The organism is Actinomadura sp. NPDC048021, from assembly GCF_040653135.1.
GTDB classification, from domain to species: domain Bacteria; phylum Actinomycetota; class Actinomycetes; order Streptosporangiales; family Streptosporangiaceae; genus Spirillospora; species Spirillospora verrucosospora.
The window spans coordinates 117518-134222 of sequence record NZ_JBEZJQ010000008.1 but is presented as its reverse complement, the minus strand read 5'-3'; the positions used below and the strand labels follow the sequence as shown (position 1 = coordinate 134222).

15 protein-coding genes and 1 pseudogene are annotated in these 16705 nt (G+C 73.5%); 7 read left to right on the top strand and 9 right to left on the bottom strand.

Translation table 11 applies throughout. The annotated features are described in order from the left end of the window. Window position 1 precedes the first annotated feature (1 nt). On the top strand, window positions 2-1126 hold the full coding sequence (locus AB0C87_RS15505; RefSeq protein ID WP_360578036.1) for a hypothetical protein: 1125 nt from the start codon (window positions 2-4) through the stop codon (window positions 1124-1126). Window positions 1127-1152: 26 nt separating this feature from the next. Here the strand turns inward: AB0C87_RS15505 and AB0C87_RS15500 are convergent, their stop codons facing one another. Then, window positions 1153-2718, bottom strand: coding sequence for a protein kinase (locus tag AB0C87_RS15500; RefSeq protein WP_345173713.1), 1566 nt, complete (start codon window positions 2716-2718; stop codon window positions 1153-1155). 252 nt (window positions 2719-2970) lie between these two features. Between AB0C87_RS15500 and AB0C87_RS15495 the strand changes: the two genes are divergently transcribed. Further along, a complete protein-coding gene (locus AB0C87_RS15495; RefSeq protein ID WP_353834829.1) occupies window positions 2971-3399 on the top strand; it encodes a DUF6210 family protein in 429 nt (142 codons plus the stop codon). Window positions 3400-3477: 78 nt separating this feature from the next. Here AB0C87_RS15495 and AB0C87_RS15490 read toward each other — a convergent pair whose 3' ends face one another. The 8 genes and pseudogenes from AB0C87_RS15490 to AB0C87_RS15455 all read right to left on the bottom strand — a co-directional run bounded on the left by AB0C87_RS15490 (window position 3478) and on the right by AB0C87_RS15455 (window position 11421). Beyond that, entirely contained in the window at window positions 3478-3912 is a 435-nt protein-coding gene (locus AB0C87_RS15490) for a hypothetical protein (RefSeq protein WP_345173717.1), read from the bottom strand. Between the two features lie 116 nt (window positions 3913-4028). After that, a pseudogene (locus tag AB0C87_RS15485) lies at window positions 4029-5231 on the bottom strand (FAD-binding protein); the annotation flags it as partial. 134 nt (window positions 5232-5365) lie between these two features. Beyond that, window positions 5366-6169, bottom strand: coding sequence for an aspartate/glutamate racemase family protein (locus AB0C87_RS15480; protein WP_360578033.1), 804 nt, complete (start codon window positions 6167-6169; stop codon window positions 5366-5368). Between the two features lie 2 nt (window positions 6170-6171). Next, on the bottom strand, window positions 6172-7632 hold the full coding sequence (locus tag AB0C87_RS15475; RefSeq protein ID WP_360578031.1) for an FAD-dependent oxidoreductase: 1461 nt from the start codon (window positions 7630-7632) through the stop codon (window positions 6172-6174). Between the two features lie 13 nt (window positions 7633-7645). Beyond that, window positions 7646-8230: an isochorismatase family cysteine hydrolase gene (locus AB0C87_RS15470; RefSeq protein ID WP_345173726.1), complete on the bottom strand. Its 585-nt coding sequence runs from the start codon at window positions 8228-8230 to the stop codon at window positions 7646-7648. Window positions 8231-8255: 25 nt separating this feature from the next. Next, entirely contained in the window at window positions 8256-9044 is a 789-nt protein-coding gene (locus tag AB0C87_RS15465) for an SDR family oxidoreductase (protein WP_360578030.1), read from the bottom strand. Beyond that, on the bottom strand, window positions 9038-10444 hold the full coding sequence (locus AB0C87_RS15460) for an FAD-dependent oxidoreductase (RefSeq protein ID WP_360578028.1): 1407 nt from the start codon (window positions 10442-10444) through the stop codon (window positions 9038-9040). Before AB0C87_RS15460 ends, AB0C87_RS15465 begins: the two co-directional genes overlap by 7 nt. Beyond that, window positions 10441-11421: an isocitrate lyase/PEP mutase family protein gene (locus AB0C87_RS15455; RefSeq protein ID WP_360578026.1), complete on the bottom strand. Its 981-nt coding sequence runs from the start codon at window positions 11419-11421 to the stop codon at window positions 10441-10443. The genes AB0C87_RS15460 and AB0C87_RS15455 overlap by 4 nt, the downstream gene beginning before the upstream one ends. 310 nt (window positions 11422-11731) lie before the next feature. Here AB0C87_RS15455 and AB0C87_RS15450 point away from each other — a divergent pair, with 310 nt between their 5' ends. Genes AB0C87_RS15450 through AB0C87_RS15430 form a run of 5 tightly spaced genes read left to right on the top strand, consistent with a single transcriptional unit; the run spans window position 11732 to window position 16698 of the window. Further along, window positions 11732-12907: a hypothetical protein gene (locus AB0C87_RS15450; protein ID WP_345173734.1), complete on the top strand. Its 1176-nt coding sequence runs from the start codon at window positions 11732-11734 to the stop codon at window positions 12905-12907. After that, window positions 12904-13827, top strand: coding sequence for a VOC family protein (locus AB0C87_RS15445; protein ID WP_353831108.1), 924 nt, complete (start codon window positions 12904-12906; stop codon window positions 13825-13827). Before AB0C87_RS15450 ends, AB0C87_RS15445 begins: the two co-directional genes overlap by 4 nt. Continuing rightward, entirely contained in the window at window positions 13824-14672 is an 849-nt protein-coding gene (locus tag AB0C87_RS15440; protein WP_345173738.1) for an alpha/beta hydrolase, read from the top strand. Before AB0C87_RS15445 ends, AB0C87_RS15440 begins: the two co-directional genes overlap by 4 nt. Next, complete coding sequence (locus AB0C87_RS15435) at window positions 14669-15850, top strand: acyl-CoA dehydrogenase family protein (RefSeq protein ID WP_345173741.1); 1182 nt, start codon at window positions 14669-14671, stop codon at window positions 15848-15850. The genes AB0C87_RS15440 and AB0C87_RS15435 overlap by 4 nt, the downstream gene beginning before the upstream one ends. Beyond that, entirely contained in the window at window positions 15847-16698 is an 852-nt protein-coding gene (locus AB0C87_RS15430) for an alpha/beta hydrolase (protein WP_360578023.1), read from the top strand. Before AB0C87_RS15435 ends, AB0C87_RS15430 begins: the two co-directional genes overlap by 4 nt. Window positions 16699-16705 lie beyond the last annotated feature (7 nt).

Sequence of the window (16705 nt, the reverse complement as noted above, 5' to 3'; positions counted from 1 at the left end):
CATGATCGCCCCGCCCTGGCAGCCCGGCCCCGCCGCGTACCCCGGCCCGGAGCCGCGCGCCCGCACGCTCTGCCCGTACTGCCTGAACCACATCGACTGGTCCGACTACGGCGAGGTCCCGCTCGTCAAGAACACCCCGGACGGGCCGGAGGTGCTGACGCGGGCGCCGGACGAGCCGGAGGTCCGCTGGCGGCACCGGACGCTCGGCGCGATGCGGCAGTGCCACGGCGACGGCGACCCGCACGCCCTCCCGGCCGACTACGGCGACCTGGACCCGCTCATCATCGGGCTGGTCGGCGCCAGCGCGGCCGGCAAGACCCACCTGCTCACCGCGATGATCGCCCAGCTCGAACGGCGCAAGGCCATGCTCGCGCCGGAGCTGCGCATCGAGCCGCTCGACGGGCACCTGCGGCAGCGGTTCTACGAGGAGCGGATCCGGCCGTTCCTGGAGCAGCGCCGCGTCCTGCCCGCCACCCGCCGCACCGCGCGGGCCGAGTTCGTGTACGCGCTGCGCGTGTCCAGCGAGTACACCGGGCGCACCCACGCGGTCGGGTTCTTCGACGTCCCCGGCGAGCACTACCACCGGTACGAGTACGAGGACACCCCGTTCCTCAGCCTCGCCGACGCGATCCTCTACGTCGCGGACGGCCAGCAGCTCCGCACCGGCGACGACTGGAACCCGTGGGTGCCCGACCCCGGCTTCACTCACGCGATCACCCAGCTCCTGCACACCCGGCAGTCCCGCGACGGCCTGCTGCCGCCCGGCGCCATCGTCGTCGCCAAGTCCGACATGCTGGCCGGAGTCGACGGCACCGTCGCGCACTGGCTCGCGCGGGACGACGAGACGGTGCTCGGCGACCTGCGCACCGTCGAGGACGAGAACGAGGCCGCCTACGCGTTCCTGGACCGGCACGGCGCCGAACTGTGGCTGGCGCCGTTCCACTCCGGCTCGCCCACCACGCTCCACTTCGCGTCGGCGTCGGGCGTGCCGCCGATCACGGAGGAGGGCGTGTTCCCCCACCGCAACTTCCGCCCGACCCGGGTGCTGCGCCCGCTGCTGTCGCTTTTCAGCGCCACCGGGCTGGTCCCCCGGATCGACACCGAGGAGCCAGGCCAGTACCTGTGAGCCGCCCCGGCGCCCGCCGGGGGCGGTCAGCGCCGGTGCGGGCCGGGCCCGCTCGCGGCGCGCCAGGCGTGCGGCGCCAGGAGCTGCGCCACCACGAGGTCGGCGCGTCCCTCCACGGTGGCGGGGTCGGCCGCCTCCGCGAGCCGCAGCCGGTCCGGCCACCACGGGACCTCGCGCGGCACGGCCGCGGCGAGAGCGCGAACCCGCTCCGCGGCGTCGGCGAGCAGCGTGAGCTCCGCCGCCCACGCCCACAGCATCGGCCACTCCCGCTCGGACGGCAGCTCCGCCGGCGGCCGGCCGGGACGGCCGCGCACCACCCGGCCGCGCAGCCAGCTCAGCTTCCCCTCCGCCCGCGCGACGATCTCCGGGACGTCCGCGTGCACCCGGTCCAGGACGGCGCAGCGCCCCCGGCAGCCGGGATGCCCGCAGCGGTGCCGGGCCGCGTCGGCCAGCACGCCGCCGTCCACGACCTCCCGCAGCAGCTCCCGGTCGGCGGGCCCGCCCCGGGCGAGTCCGAGCAGCCCCGGCGCATCGATCGGACGGCCCTCGTAGCGCGGCGTCACGTCCGGGATGACCTGCGCGGTCAGCCTGATCAGCGCCCGCCGTGCCCGGTCGCCGCCCAGCCCGCGCAGGTACCGCACGTCGGCGGGGTCGGCGCCCTGCCGGACGAGCCAGTCGGCCAGCCGCCCGCCGTTGCCGGCCAGCCAGGCGGCGCCGTCCCGCCAGTTCCGCTCCAGGTCGTCGGCGAGGCCGCGGACGTCCCGGTAGGTGCGGCCGTTGAACCGCGGCGGCCGGTGCTCGTCCGCGACCCACGCCACCACGTGCTCGTACGTCCAGCGCCGCGCCGGGTCGACGACGAGCAGCCCGTCGATGAGCCGCCGCCACTCCGGGTCGGTCACGGCGTCCAGCGCGGGCCGCCGCCCGGCGCGCAGCAGCTCCCGCACCCGCGCGGACGGCGTCCCCTCGTAGGGCGTCCGCCCGAGGAGGAGCTGGTAGGCGATGATCCCGAGAGCCCACCAGGCGGCCGGAGCGCCGCGGCGGCCCCGCGCGGTCTCGGGCGCGGCGTAGGCCCAGGTGGTCAGCAGCCCGCCCGGATCCCGCCCATGGACCCTGACGTTGCGGGCTATTCCCCCGAAGTCACCGATCAGCAGTTCGTAGGGATTCCGGGACCGCACCAGGATGTTGGCCGGTTTCACGTCCGTGTGCGTCAACCCCATCGCGCCCAGCCAGAAGTTGAGGCATTCGGCGAGTTCGGCGACGATCGCCCTCAGTTCCGCGTCGCCGAGCGGAAGGGCGTCGCCGATCAGCGCCTCCAGCGAACCGTGCGCGCAGTACTCCTGCGCCATCCAGCCGACCTCGGCGCCCTCCACGACGAGATTCCCGTAATCGTGGATCCGGGGGACGTGCCTGGTGGCCTCCAGCCGCCCCAGCACAACGAGCTGGTCGGTCTCCAGCCGGGAGTCCCGGTGCACTTTGACGACGACCAGGTCGGCGCCCCCGCACCCGCCGTGGAGCGGCTCCGCCAGATGGACGACCGACTCGGCGCCGACCGCCTCGATCCGGATCGGCCGGAATCTCTCCCGCAATGCCACCGGAAAGTCACCGGCATCCCCGGTAACGCCGCCCAGCCCCAAAGAACGACCCTCTCCCCGTCCGCCCCGTCCCCCGATCCTATGACGGCGGACCGCCCCGAAATGGGTCGTCCGACACCGTTCCCAGCAAATCGCCACAACGGCCGTGCGGCAGCGGGCGGGCGACCTCGTCCTTCCAGCGCAGGGTCGACGCGACGGCCGTCTCGCGGCACGCCGTTGACCACATGATCGACGGCGCGGAAGATGGCCGCCATGGACGCTCCGCGCTTCGTCTGCCTCGACCCTGACGGCACCATCGGCGGCGGCTGGCTGTACGTGGTGGTGGAGGCCGGGACCGGAGTGGTCTACCAGCAGCAGTACGGCGGCAACGTGAACCGGCAGGGGCAGGTGGAGGGCTTCCTGGTGCCGCTGGCGAGCCGTGACGGACTGAGCGCACTGCGCACGCTGTTCGAGAAGGACTTCCGCGGTGCCGGCACCTGGAACCACGCCTGGCCAGCCGATGCGCGAGGCAGGCTGGAGGAGATCATCGAGGCCGTCCGCTACTGGGCCTGCGACGGCAACACCGAGCAGCCGCACGGCCTGAGGTTGGACGAGAGCCGGATGCGCGAGGTCGACGAGGCGTGGGTCCCGGTCATCACCCCGGACGGCCCCGGGGTGCTGGTGTGGCCCAACTCGGACTGAACACCCGGTGACGGGGTTGCCGACTGTACTGACCTGTGGTGGTGAGATCAGGCAACCCCCTTGGGCTGTGAATTCACGCTAGACGCAGTAAGAGACCATCGTGATCGGGCCTTGGGCCGCCCAGTCAGGAATGATCCAGTCGTGGAAGGACTTTCCTTCCACGAAGGCGCACTGGCTGTAGTTCATGCCGTCGGCATACCGTAGAGAGCGATTTCCCCCGTACAGGGAGCAGTTGTAGCCGACCCCGTGCCAGAAGCCCTCATCGTCTCGGTACACGCGGACCGTCCTGATGCAGGGATCCGCTGCTCCGGCCGTTGCGGCGGTCACGCGGGCGGGTGTGCGGCTGGGCGGGCCGGCGGCGGTCGTCGCGCCTGCCGGGACGGCCGCCAGGACCAGCACGGCCCCGGCCAGGGCCGCCGGAGCGGTGTACCGGCGGCTTCCTGCACCGCGGGCGGGGGAACTGGTGACGAGCTCGGAGCGTGCGGTGAGGTCACGGTTGGCTCTGCGCATCATGGTCTCCGTCGTGATTCGGGTTCGATCCAGACGCTGCCACGCTCCCCCAGGGCGCTATCGCCCCGGTCACTTCCTGGTCACCCCGCATCGTCTTTGGCCGCTCCGGGGTGGCTCGTTCACTGCACCTGTGCCCGTGTGGTCCTCTCGGCGAGGTGGTTCCCGATGATCCAGCCCATGCCGAAGGCGGAGAGCAGCCCGTTCCCGGACAGGTAGCCGTCGGAGTGGGGGCCCGCCAGGCCGCAGGCGGTGCCGCCGCCCGCGTACAGGCCGGGGATCGGCGCGCCCGCCTCGTCCAGGACGCGCCCGGACGGGTCGATGACCAGCCCGCCCTGGGTGGCGAGCAGGCCGTGGGTCACCCAGGCGAGATGGTACGGGGCGGTGAGCCGCCGCCGGCCGGGCAGCGGGGCCAGGGCGCGATCGGCCTGGCCGGTCGTCAGGTGCAGGGAGGCGGCGAGGTCGCCGAGGGTGGCGCGGTCCTGGACGGCGCCGGCGGCGAGGCACTCGCGCATCATCTCCGACTCGCGGGTGGCGGCCATCGCGGCGGCGTCCCAGATCATCGCGGCTCGTTCGCCGGGCTGCCGCCGCAGGACGCCCGCCATGGACGAGTAGCCCTTGGACTCCTCGTCGACGAAGCGCTCGCCGTCGAGGTTGACCAGAACGGCGCCGTTGAACGGCAGGGCCGGCGACACGCGGGTGCCGTGGTCGACGACGACGAGCCCGGACCGCAGGCCGGCGCCCATGTTCCGCAGCCGGGCGCCCAGCCGCAGGGCCCAGGGCAGGGCGTCGCCGGTGGAGGTGGAGACACCGCCGTAGAAGGGCGTGCCGAGGTGCGGCAGATGCTGCTCGACCAGGGCCTCGTCGGCCGCGAAGCCGTCGGCGGCGAGGACGACGGCACCGGCCCGGACGCGTTGCAGGGCGCCGTTCTGGGCGACGACGACGCCGGTGACCTCGCCGTCCCGCGAGACGAGGTCGACGGCGCGGGCCTCGTCGACGAAGGCGGCGTTGTCGCGGGCCGCGAGCAGGGCGCGCAGGTGCCGCATGAGCCGGGCGCCGCCGAGGCGCCCGGTGTCGGTGTGCAGGCGCGGGGCGGTCATCCCGGCGCGGGGCATGTCGGTGCCGATCTCGATCGGGTAGCCCGTGTCGGCGAGCCACTCCACGATCCGCGGGGCGGCGGCGCAAAGGGCCTCGACCACCGGGCGCCACTCCTCGTCCCCGCTGGCGCGCAGGATGTCCTCGGCGTGCCGTCGCGGCGAGTCGTCGATGCCCGCGGCCGCCTGGAAGCGGGTGCCTCCCGCGGCGAGGGAACCGGACGAGATGGCGGCGTTGCACCCCTCGCGGGCGGACCTCTAGAAGACGGCGACGACGAGGCCGGGGTCGCCGGCGGCGCGCAGGGCGGTCATCACGCCGCAGGCCCCGCCGCCGACGACGGCGACGTCCACCTCGATGTCCCAGGTCACGCGAGGGTCCCGTCCGTGCCGTAGAAGCGGCGCGCGGCGTCGATCAGCGGGCGCGGCGGGCGCGCGCCGTAGAAGCCGGTCCGCGCCGGGGCCAGTCCGGTGGCGCGGTACTGCGCGGCGCGCAGCTCCGCGACGCGGACGCAGGTGCCGAGGGAGTCGAGGACCGGGACCTCGTCCACGCGGGACAGGCCCTGGTCGGCGAGGAACACGTTCAGCGGCCCCTCCCCCGGGACGACGACGTTCGCGCCGGCTTCGATCGCCTCGCGCGCGGCGCGGACGAACGCGTCCAGCAGCGGCTCCGGGTCGGCGTACGCCGCCATGACGTCGGTGAACTCCGCCTCGACCTGCACGATCGGGCCGACGAGCCCGTCCAGCCGGTAGTTGCGCAGGTTGCGCCGGAGCTGCGGTTCCAGGGCGGCGATGAAGTTGACGATCCCGACGCGGTCCCCGAGCGCCGCCGCCATCAGCACCGAGGTCTGGCCGAAGGCGACCACGGGGATGTCGACGACCGTGCGGACCTCCTCGTACGCGGTGTCCGGGATGGTCGCGATCAGGAAGGCGTCGTAACCCTCGTCCTGGGCGCGCAGCGCCGCGTGCACGAACTGCTCCCTGTGCAGGCCGGCGAGGTAGGCGTAGCCGATGTGCGTCCCGGGATAGTCGGAGGGGTAGGTGCCGGGCCTCATGCCGTGGAGGTCGATCTCGGTGCCGGGCGCCGCCTGCGACCGCAGGTGGCGGGCCAGCGCGTCGCGGTAGTGCGGGACGTCGTCGAGGACGGTGAAGGACTGGTGCCAGATCCGCATGTTCACACCACCGCCGCGGCGCGGGCGGCGGCGTTCGCCCCGGCGATCCGGCCGAACGTCGCGCCCCGCAGCACCGATGTCGAGCCGGTGTAGTTCGAGTAGTACAGCCCGGTCAGCTCGCCCGCCGCGTAGAGGCCGTCCATGGGGCGGCCGTCGCGGTCGACGACCTCGGCGGCGGAGGTGGTCTTGAGGCCGCCGAAGCTGAAGACGTTCGCCGCCATGATCGGGTAGGCGGCGAACGGCCCCTCGGCGACGGGCCGGCTCCAGTTCGACTTCGGGACGTCCAGCCCCGCCGTCGCGAGTCCGTCGGGCCGGGCGTGGTCGAAGCCGTCGGAGGGAGGGCAGGCCGCGTTGTAGGCGTCGATGGTCGCCTCGACGGCCGCGGCGGGCAGGTCCAGCCGCCGCGCGAGGTCACCGACGGTGTCGGCCGTCACCGGCGGGACATCGGTGCGGACGCCCGCCATCAGGTTCGGCACCGCGAGGCTCCGCTGGTCGAGGACGACCCAGGCGACGCCGCCGGTCTGGGCCTGGACGGCGCGGGTCGTCCGCTCGTACCAGGCGTCGACGGTGCCGCGGGCCTCGTCGACGAACCGCCGCCCCTCCTTGTTGATCAGGACGCCGTAGGGGAAGCAGAAGATCGCGGCCTCCGGCTCGCCGCTGCGCGGGTCGACCGGCTCGGCGTGGAACAGGGCGAAGTTCCCGGCGGTGGCGGCGCCGAGCGCGAGCGCCATCTCCAGGCCTTCTCCCTTGTTGTAGTTGCCGCCCTTGGCGACGGGCCGGCAGGTCAGCGCCCGGTCGCCGTGGTAGCGGGCCATCAGCTCGAAGTTGCCCTGGTAGCCGCCGCTGGCGAGGACGACCGCGCCCTCGAACACGGCGGGGCCGTCCGGGGTGTGCGCGACCACGCCGCCGACGCCGCGGCCGGAGGGGACGAGGCGGCGGGCCGTGGTCGCGAAGTGGAACTCCACGCCGAGCCCGCGCGCGGCCTCCCCCATCGTCTCGACGATGGCCAGGCCGCCGCCGACCGGCGCCATCCGGGTGGTCGACCGGGTGAGGAACGGGGTCGGCACGAAGTCGAACCGGACGCCGTGGCGGGTCATCCAGCGCAGGGTCGGCGGCGCGTTCTCGGCCAGCGCGGCGACGTAGTCCGGGTCGACGGTGTGGGTGGCGCGGTACAGGGCGCCCTGCCGCCGCGGCGGGAGGGCCGCGTCGTTGACGATGGACGGGTCGGGGTGCCCCATGAAGTCGTCGACGAGGGCGTCCTCGAAGCCGTCCGCGACCTCGTCGAGCGACTTCATGCGCAGGAAGGCCTCGGTGTAGCGGGTGTTCCCGCCGGTCTCGGCCTCCGGGGAGCGTTCCAGGAGCGCGACGCGGGCGCCGTTCTCGGCCGCCGAGACTGCGGCCGACAGGCCCGCGACCCCGCCCCCGACCACCACGACGTCGTAGCGGTGCGTCTGTTCGGTCATGACGGCGTTCCTCTCAGAAGGCGAGCTCGGCGGAGCCGATCACTGACCCGAACAGCGGCAGCATGTTCGTCACGGAGAACTCGTGGAAGTCCGGGCGGAAGGAGGCGCACATGTCCTCGACCACGGTGACCTGGAGGCCGGAGTCGGAGGCGTGCCGGGCCGCGGACTCGACGACCAGGTTGGTCGCGACGCCGCCGAGCACGACCTCGGTGACGCCCTCGGCGGCGAGGACGTCCCGCAGCGGGGTCCCGACGAACGGGTCGACGCAGCCCTTGTCGACGACGGGCTCCCCCGCGACCGGCGCCAGCGCCTCGACGATCCGCGCCTCCGGGGAGTCGGCGAGCATCGCGCGCTGCTCCTCGTAGGGGGCGAAGCGGGGCAGCCGGTTGGTGCGGAGGCGGTAGGACGGGTCGAAGGCGAGCCGGACGTGGACGACGAGCGTTCCGGCGGCGCGGGCGGCGTCCAGGACGCGCCCGGCCGTCGCGAGGACGCCGCGTTCGGCGATCTGCGCGGCGAGCGGCGGCATGCGCAGGTGCGGGCCCTCCTCGCAGAGCGCGACCTGGTAGTCGAGCATGAGCAGGGCCTTGGTGCTGGTCATTCGGAGTCTCCTCGGAGGGGTCGGGCTACCAGGCGGACCAGCCGCCGTCGACGTACACGACCTGGCCGGTCATGTACGAGGCGGCGGGTCCGGCGAGCAGCAGGAGGGGGCCGGCGAAGTCGGTGGCCGGGTCGCCGAGCCGGCCGAGCATGGTGCGCTCGCCGAACCACCTGAGCCGGTCGGGGTCCGCGCCGAGCGCGGCCGTCATCTGGGTGGGGTAGAAGACGCCGGGCGCCAGGCAGTTGACGTTGACGCCGTGCGGGCCGAGCTCGGCGGCCAGCGCCCGGGTCACGTTCACGACGCCGGCCTTGGACGAGTAGTACGCCGACTCGGGGACGGGACCGACGCGTTCGGCGTAGACGGTGGTGAGGTTGACGATGCGGCCGCCCGAGCCCTGCCGGGTCAGCGCCTTCCCGGCCTCGCGGCCGACCAGCCAGGTGCCGGTGAGGTTGACCCGCACGACCCGCTCGAACTCCTCGACCGAGGTCTCGTCGTAGGGCTTGCGGAGCATGACGCCCGCGGCGTTCACCACGACGTCGAGCCGCCCGTGCTCGGCGATGACGTTGCCGAGAAGCGCGGCGACGGACGCCTCGTCGGTCACGTCGACCTCGTGCGCGCTGGCGCCGCGGCCCTGCGCGGCGGCCGGGTCGCGGGCCGTGGCGGCGAGGTCGGCGGCGCGCGACGGCAGGTCGGCGACGGCGACCCGCGCGCCGGCGCCCGCCAGCGCCCGCGCCGCGATCTCGCCGAGGCCGCCGGCGGCGGCGCCGACCACCAGGGCGACCTGGCCGGTCAGGTCGAACGCGGGGTTCACCACTGGAGCTCGCTCTCCTCGTCCGCGGCGTTCCGTCCGGCGAGCCGGCCGAACACGCCGGACTTGCCGATGGAGGTGCCGGTCATGTAGCCGGCCCCGTGGAATCCGCCGGTGATCTCGCCGGCGGCGTAGAGGCGCCCGATCGGCTCGCCCCACCAGTCGAGGACCCGCATCCGGGTGTCGACGGTGAGCCCGCAGTACGTCGCGAGCACGACGGTTCCCGAGGGGTGGGCGTAGAACGGCGGGCGGTCGATCGGCGTGGGGTCCCCGACGCCGCCGGACAGGTGGGCCCGCCCGAACGCGTCGGCCCGCCCGTCCCGGAGCGCGGCGTTGTACTCGGCGACGGTGCGCTGCAGGGAGCCGCCCGGCAGGCCGATCGCGGCCTCCAGGCCGGCGACCGTCCCGGAGCTGAGCAGCATCCCGGCCCGCTCGCGCCCGGCGAACTCGTAGATCGGGACCTCGTCGTTGGCCAGGGCCATCGTGCGGGCGTCGAAGACCTGCCAGGTCGTCACGCCGGGCTGGGCGAGCGCGGCGTCCCCGATCTCCTTGTAGTTCCGCGACTCGTCCACGAAGCGGCGGCCTTCGCGGTTCACCGCGATCGCGCCCTTGTAGACGGCGAGGATGCCGGTGCCGTCCTCGTCGGGGTGCTCGACGTGGTAGTGCCCGTACGTGCCCTTGATGTAGGGGGTGTCGCGCAGGCCCGCCCCGAGCGCCATGGCCATCTTGAGGCCGTCGCCCTGGTTCCCGGCGCCGCCCTGGCGGAGCGCGTTCTCCATCTGCGGCGCGAACGCGGCGAGCAGCTCCGGGTTCATCGAGAAGCCGCCGGTGGCGAGCACGACCGCGTCCGCGAGCACCTCGCGGCCGTCGGCGAGCCGGACGCCGGTCACGCGGGCGCCGTCGTGCAGCAGCCGGTGCGCCGGGGCGCCGAGCACGACCCGGGCGCCGCGAGCGCCGGCCGCCGCGAGCAGCAGGTGCAGCATGCGGGTGGTGTCGGCGGGGTGGCTGCGCGGCGCCGACTGGCCCGAGGCGGCGTGGATCTCGCCGTAGCGGACGCCGTGCTCCTTCAGCCAGCGGTACGCCGCCAGCTGGTGCTCGCAGTACAGGTCGATGAGCGCCGGGTCGCCGCGCCCCCGCCCGACCTCGACGAGGTCCTCGCGGAGCAGCTCGACGGAGTCGGCGATCCCCTGCTCGGCCTGCTCGTCGGTACCCGCGAAGGCGGACAGCCCGGCCGACTTCACGGTGGACCCGCCGATCTCGCCGGTCTTCTCCAGCAGCAGCGCGTACCGTCCCGCCTCGGCCGCCGCGAGCAGCGCGGCGCATCCGGCGAGGCCGGCCCCGAGGACCAGGACGCCGACGCGCCCGGGCAGGTCGGTCTCGACCGGCAGGCCGGGCAGGGCGCTCACGAGAGGCTCCCGAACTCGCGGTCCAGGGCGGTCTCGGCGGCGCTGAACCGCGGCAGGTTGAACAGGCTCTGCCGCTCCTCCCAGTCCGCCATCCGGCCGGCGCGGGACGCGGTCTCGCCGTGCTCGCGCAGGTGCGCCAGCGCCTCGCGGCCGGCGAGCTGCATCGAGCGCATCAGGTAGTTGGCGAACAGCACGACCCCGAAGCCCAGCTCGGCGTAGCGCGCGACGTCCAGCTGCGGAGTCCTGCCTCCTTCGACGACGTTGACGATCAGCGGCACGCCCGCCAGCTCGCGCCCGACCAGCGCGAGTTCGTCGACCGTCCGCGGCGCCTCGACGAACAGCGCGTCGGCGCCGGCCTCGGCGTAGGCGCGGCCGCGTTCGACCGCCTCCTCGATCCCGTGCACGGACCGGGCGTCCGTCCGCGCGATGATCACCAGCGCGTCGTCGGCGCGCGCCTCGCACGCCGCCGCGATCTTGGTCTGCATGTGGCCGGACGGGATCAGCGCGTGCGAGTCGAAGTGGCCGCACCGCTTCGGCATCTCCTGGTCCTCCAGCTGGAGGCCGGCCACACCGGCGCGCTCCAGCAGGCGGACCGTGCGCATCGCCGCCAGCGGTCCGCCGTAGCCGGTGTCGGCGTCGCAGACCAGCGGCACGCGGGTCGCCTCGGCGAGCCGTCCGGCGTGGTCGACGACCTCGGCCTGGGAGATCAGCCCGATGTCGGGAAGCCCGAAGCCGGCGTTGGCGAGCCCGGCGCCGGTGGCGTAGACGGCGGCGAAGCCGGCCTCCTCGACGAGCCGGGCGCCGAGCGCGTCGGTCGCGCCGGGCAGCACCAGCGGCTCGACCGGCGCGCCCGGCGCGGCCGTGGCGGCGGCCAGCGCGGCGCGCAGCTCCAGCCGCTTGTCGCGGGCGGTCGGGCCGGGGCCGACACCGGTCAGCGATGCGAGCAGGCCCGGCTCCCAGGGCGGGGTGTGGGGCACGTCAACTCCTCCATGGAGCGATTACTACAGACACTTACCGTGACAGCAGTCACCAGGTCGGCGCAACCCTCGCGGTTCCGGCCCACCTTCCCGCAGACTCCCTCCACCAGAGTCGACATCGCGAGTTGTCGCAGCACATCAGCCATGTACGAGAGCTCGTCCCAGCGCCCTGCACCTGTGGTCGCAGTCACAGAATTCTGCGGCCACCTCTTGCCTTCCCCGGAGCGATCGCTCTACGGTCCATGTAGTGACTGCTACAGAGATGCCGGTCACGCTCTCCCGTTCTCCGCGACCCGAAGGAACGTCACCGATGACCGTCCTGGACGAGATCCGCCGGCTGGAGCCGGAGTTTCGCGCCGAGGAGGACCTTTCGGCCGACCAGCGCATGCTGACCGGCCGGGCCTTCACGCGCATGCAGGAGACCGGGCTGATGCGCGGCCTCCAGCCCAAGCGCTGGGGCGGCGCCGAGCTGTCGCTGCGCGAGCACCTCACCGGCGTCTACGAACTCGGGCGGATCGCCCCGTCCGCGGGCTGGGTCGCCGGCGTCATGGGCTCGCACCCCTGGCAGCTGGCCCTGTTCCCCGAGGAGACGCAGGCCGAGATCTGGGCGTCCGACCCGGACTGGAACGCCTCCTCCTCCTACGCCCCGACCGGGAAGATCGAACCGGTCGACGGCGGCTACCGCGTGCACGGCCGCTGGTCGTTCTCCTCCGGCTGCGACCACGCCCAGGGCGTGATCCTCGGCGGCTTCGCCGGGAAGGTCGAGGTGGCGCCCGGCGTCGAGGTGCCGAACTACGGGTCCGCGCTACTGCACCGCGACCAGTACTCCATCGAGGACACCTGGCACGTCCGCGGCTCCCGCGGCACGGGCAGCAAGGACATCGTCGTCGAGGACGCCTTCATCCCGGCCCGGCGCTTCCTGTCCAGCCCGCTCTACGAGTACAACCCGGAACGCCCCGCGCCCGGCATGGAGACCAACCCGAGCGCCCTCTACAAGCTGCCGTGGGCGGTCATGTTCAACCTCGTCCTGGTCGCGCCGATGCTCGGGCTCGCCCGCCGCCTCATCGACGACTGGACGGCCGACACCCGCGTCCGCAGGGCGAACTGGGGCGGCACCTACGCCGACGACCCGCTGATGCAGATGCGCCTGGCCGAGGCCGAATGGGTCCACGACGCCGCCGTCATGAAGATGTACGACGCGATCGACACGATCACCGAGGCCGCCGAGGCCGGGGTGTTCCTGGACAAGCGGCAGCGGGCCCGGCTGCGGTGGAACATCACCCGCGCCTGCCAGCGGACCGGCTTCGCGATCAACGACCTGATGCGGGCCGCCTCCGGCCGCACCGTCTTCGTCGACCACCCGCTGCACCGCCTCTACCAGGACGTCATCGCCGAACTCGGCCACGCGTTCCTCGTCTCCGACGGCGTCGGCCAGTACTACGGCGCCGCCCTCCTCGACTCTTCCGCCCCGGAGGTCATGCTGTGATCACGCAACTCGCCTACCTCGGCATCGCGTCCCCGAACTCCGCGGAGTGGCGCGACTACGCCCCCCGCCTGCTCGGCGCGACCATCGCCGGCGACGGCCCGGACGGCGCCGTCCGGGTGAAGGTCGACGACAAGGGCTACCGGGTCGCCGTCCACCCGGCGGAGCAGGACGAGCTCCGGTACGTCGGGTGGGACTGCGGCAACGAGACCGACCTGCGGTCCTACGCGGCCGAGCTGCGCGGCAAGGGCGTCGAGGTGCACGCCGGCGGCGCCGAGGAGCTGAAGGAGCGCCAGGTCGCCGAGCTGTACTGGTTCACCGACCCGTTCGGCAACCGCCACGAGATCGTCTGGGGGCAGTTCTCCCAGCCGAACTCGTTCTTCCCCGGACGCCCCATGCGCGGCCGCTTCGTCACCGGCGACCTCGGCCTCGGCCACGTGGTGCTGATCGTGCCGGACCTCGACCGCGCCAACGCCTTCTACGCCGAGACGCTGGGCTTCCGGCTGTCGGACCGGGTGAAGAGCGACGTCTTCAACCTGCGCTTCTACCACTGCAACGGCCGCCACCACTCGCTGGCCGTCGCGGAGATCCCCGGCATGACCGGGATCAACCACCTGATGCTGGAGGTCGAGTCCTTCGACGACCTCGGCACCGCGATCGACCTGTTCACGGCCGACCCGGAGCGGGAGATCCTGCTGTCCCTCGGCCGGCACACCAACGACCTGATGACCTCGATCTACGTGCAGACCCCGTCCTCGATGCAGATCGAGTACGGGCACGGCGGGATCAGCGTCGACGACCTCACCTGGGTGGCGGGCAACCACGACCTGCCGTCGATCTGGGGCCACCACCGCTCCCAGGCGTACCTGGACGGGCCTCCCGGCATCTTCCGCCCCGCGGGCGGCGAGGAGGCCGCCGGATGACCGCCGCGATCCGCACCGAGGACGTCGCGATCGGCGGCGGCCGCCACCTGCGCGTCAACCAGACCGGCGCCCCGGGCGCGCCCGCCCTGCTCTTCCTGCACGGCTCCGGGCCCGGCGTGACCGCCGCGTCCAACTGGCGAGCGGTGATCGAGGGGCTCGGCGACACCTACCACTGCGTCGCCCCCGACATCCTCGGCTTCGGCGACTCCAGCCACCCGGACCCGCAGCCGCAGGGCTTCGCGGCGCAGGCCGAGGTCCGCATCGACGCGCTGTTCGCCCTCGTGGACGCGCTCGGCCTGGAGAAGGTCGTCCTCGTCGGCAACTCCATGGGCGGGATGTACTCGCTGCGCATGGCCCAGTTGCGGCCGGACCTCGTCGACCGGATCGTGCTGATGGGCTCGGGCGGCATGCCGGGCCTGGAGCCGACCCCGGACCTGATCAAGCTCATCACCTACTTCGACGATCCGACCGTCGAGGCGATGGCGGACCTGCTGATGAGGTTCGTGCACGACAAGAAAGCCTTCGGCGACACCGTCGAGGCGGTCGCGGCGGAGCGGATGCCGATCGTGCGGCGCCCCTGGATCGAGGCGGGGCACCGGGCCATGTTCGCGCCCGAGATGCTCAGCTTCGGGCCCGACGACCTCGCGAAGATCGACATCCCGGCCCTGGTCGTGCACGGCCGCCAGGACTCCATCGTGCCGCTGGAGTGCGGCTACTACCTCGCCGAACACCTGCCGCAGGCGGACCTCTACGTCATCGGCGGGTGCGGCCACTGGACGCAGATCGAGCAGGCCGCGCGATTCCAGGCGATCGTGCGGACCTTCGTCGGAACGGGGACGCGATGACCATGAGCATGATCGAGAAGGCGCGGGCGGCCGCGCCGGCGCTCGCCGCGGCCGACGCCCCGAGCGCGGAGCAGGGCAGGCTCACCGCGGAGGCCGTCGCGGCGCTCGAATCGACGGGCGTCCTGCGGGCGCTGCAGCCCGCGCGCTGGGGCGGCGGCGAGGCCCACCTCGCCGAGTACGCCGAGACGGTGGTCGAGATCGGCCGCGCCTCGGCGTCCGCCGGCTGGGTGGCCTCCGTCGTCGGCGTCCACCCGTGGCAGATCGCCCTGTTCCCCGAGGAGACGCAGAAGGAGATCTGGGGCGCCGACCCGGCCCGCAGGATCGCCTCGTCCTACACGCCGACCGGGAAGATCGAGAAGGTCCCCGGCGGCTACCGGGTGTCGGGACGGTGGAGCTTCTCCTCCGGCAGCGGCATCTGCGACGGCGTCATCCTCGGCGGGATCGCCGGACGCCGCGAGGTGAACGGCGTCGAGCACCCCGACTTCACCTCCGTCATCCTCGACGCCGCCGACTACCGGATCGAGCAGACCTGGAACGTCGCGGGCCTGCGCGGCACCGGCTCCGACGACATCGTCGTGGACGGCGTGTTCGTCCCCGAGCACCGCGGCCAGTCGCACGTGTACTACACGCACGGCCTCGGCACCCCGCTGCCCGGCCAGGAGCTCAACGACGGGCCGCTGTACCGGACGCCGTGGGCGGTCACCTTCAACCTGATCATCGCCGCCGGGGCCCTCGGCGCCTGCCTCGGCTTCTACGACCGGTGGGTCGCCGAGACCCGCGCCCGGCGCACCAACTACGGCCAGTCGCTGCGCGAGGAGCCGGTCGTGCAGCACCACCTAGCCGAAGCGGCCTGGCAGCTCGACGCCGCCGTCCTGAAGGTCAGGCGCGCGGCCGAGGAGCTGATGGAGCACGCCGAGCGCGAGGAGGTCCCCTCCCTGGAGCAGCGCGCCTTCTGGCGCTGGGACGTCGCCCGGTCGGCGAACGCGGCGGTCGACACCGTCCAGGCGCTGATGCGGGTCTCGTCGGGCCGTTCCGCCTTCGTCGACCACCCGCTCCAGACCAGGTTCCAGGACGCCATGGCCGCCGGCGGCCACGCCTTCCTGTTCGGCGATCCGCTGGCCAAGGCGTGGGGCGGCCGGCACCTCGGCGCGGCGAAGCCCGCGGAGGTCCACCTGTGATCACCTCGTCCGACGTCGCCGTCCAGGTCCGCGGCGGCGACCTGACGTTCCGGCTGCACGAGACCGGGGAGCGCGGCCCGGAGGCCGTGCTGTTCCTGCACGGCTCGGGGCCCGGCGCGACCGGGCTGTCGAACTGGGAGCGGATCATCACCGACCTCGGGCACCGGTACTGGTGCCTGGCGCCCGACCAGATCGGGTTCGGCGACTCCTCGCATCCCGCCGACGCGCCGCGCGGCATGGGCCCGTTCAACGAACTGCGGGCCGAGGCGCTGCTGGCGCTCGTCGACGCCCTCGGCCTGGGCAAGGTCCACCTCGTCGGCAACTCCATGGGCGGCCAGCTCGCCCTCCTGATGACGCTGGCCCGGCCGCACCTGATCGGCAGGATCCTCCTGATGGGCAGCGGCGGCGCGCCGGACATGCCGGTCAGCCCCGGTCTGCGGCACCTGCGCGAGTTCTACGCGAACCCGAGCGCGGAGTCCCTCAAGGAGCTGCTCGGCGAGTTCGTGTACGACCTCGAACCCATGCGCGACACCGTCGACCGGGTCGTGGCCGAGCGGATGGCCTACGTGAACCGCGAGGACGTCCGGCGCTCGCACGAGGCGTCCTTCGACCCGGACGGCGCCCGCCGCTTCTTCACCCCCGAGGAACTCGCGACCCTCACCCACGAGGTGCTGTGCGTCCACGGCCGCGACGACCGGATCATCCCCGTCGAGGCGAGCAGGTACTTCGCCGCCGCGATCCCGAACGCGCACCTGTACGTCCTCGGGCGGTGCGGCCACTGGACCCAGATCGAGCACCCCCGGACCTTCGAGCGGCTCCTGACGGGCCTCGTCGACGGCCACCTCTGAGGAGACG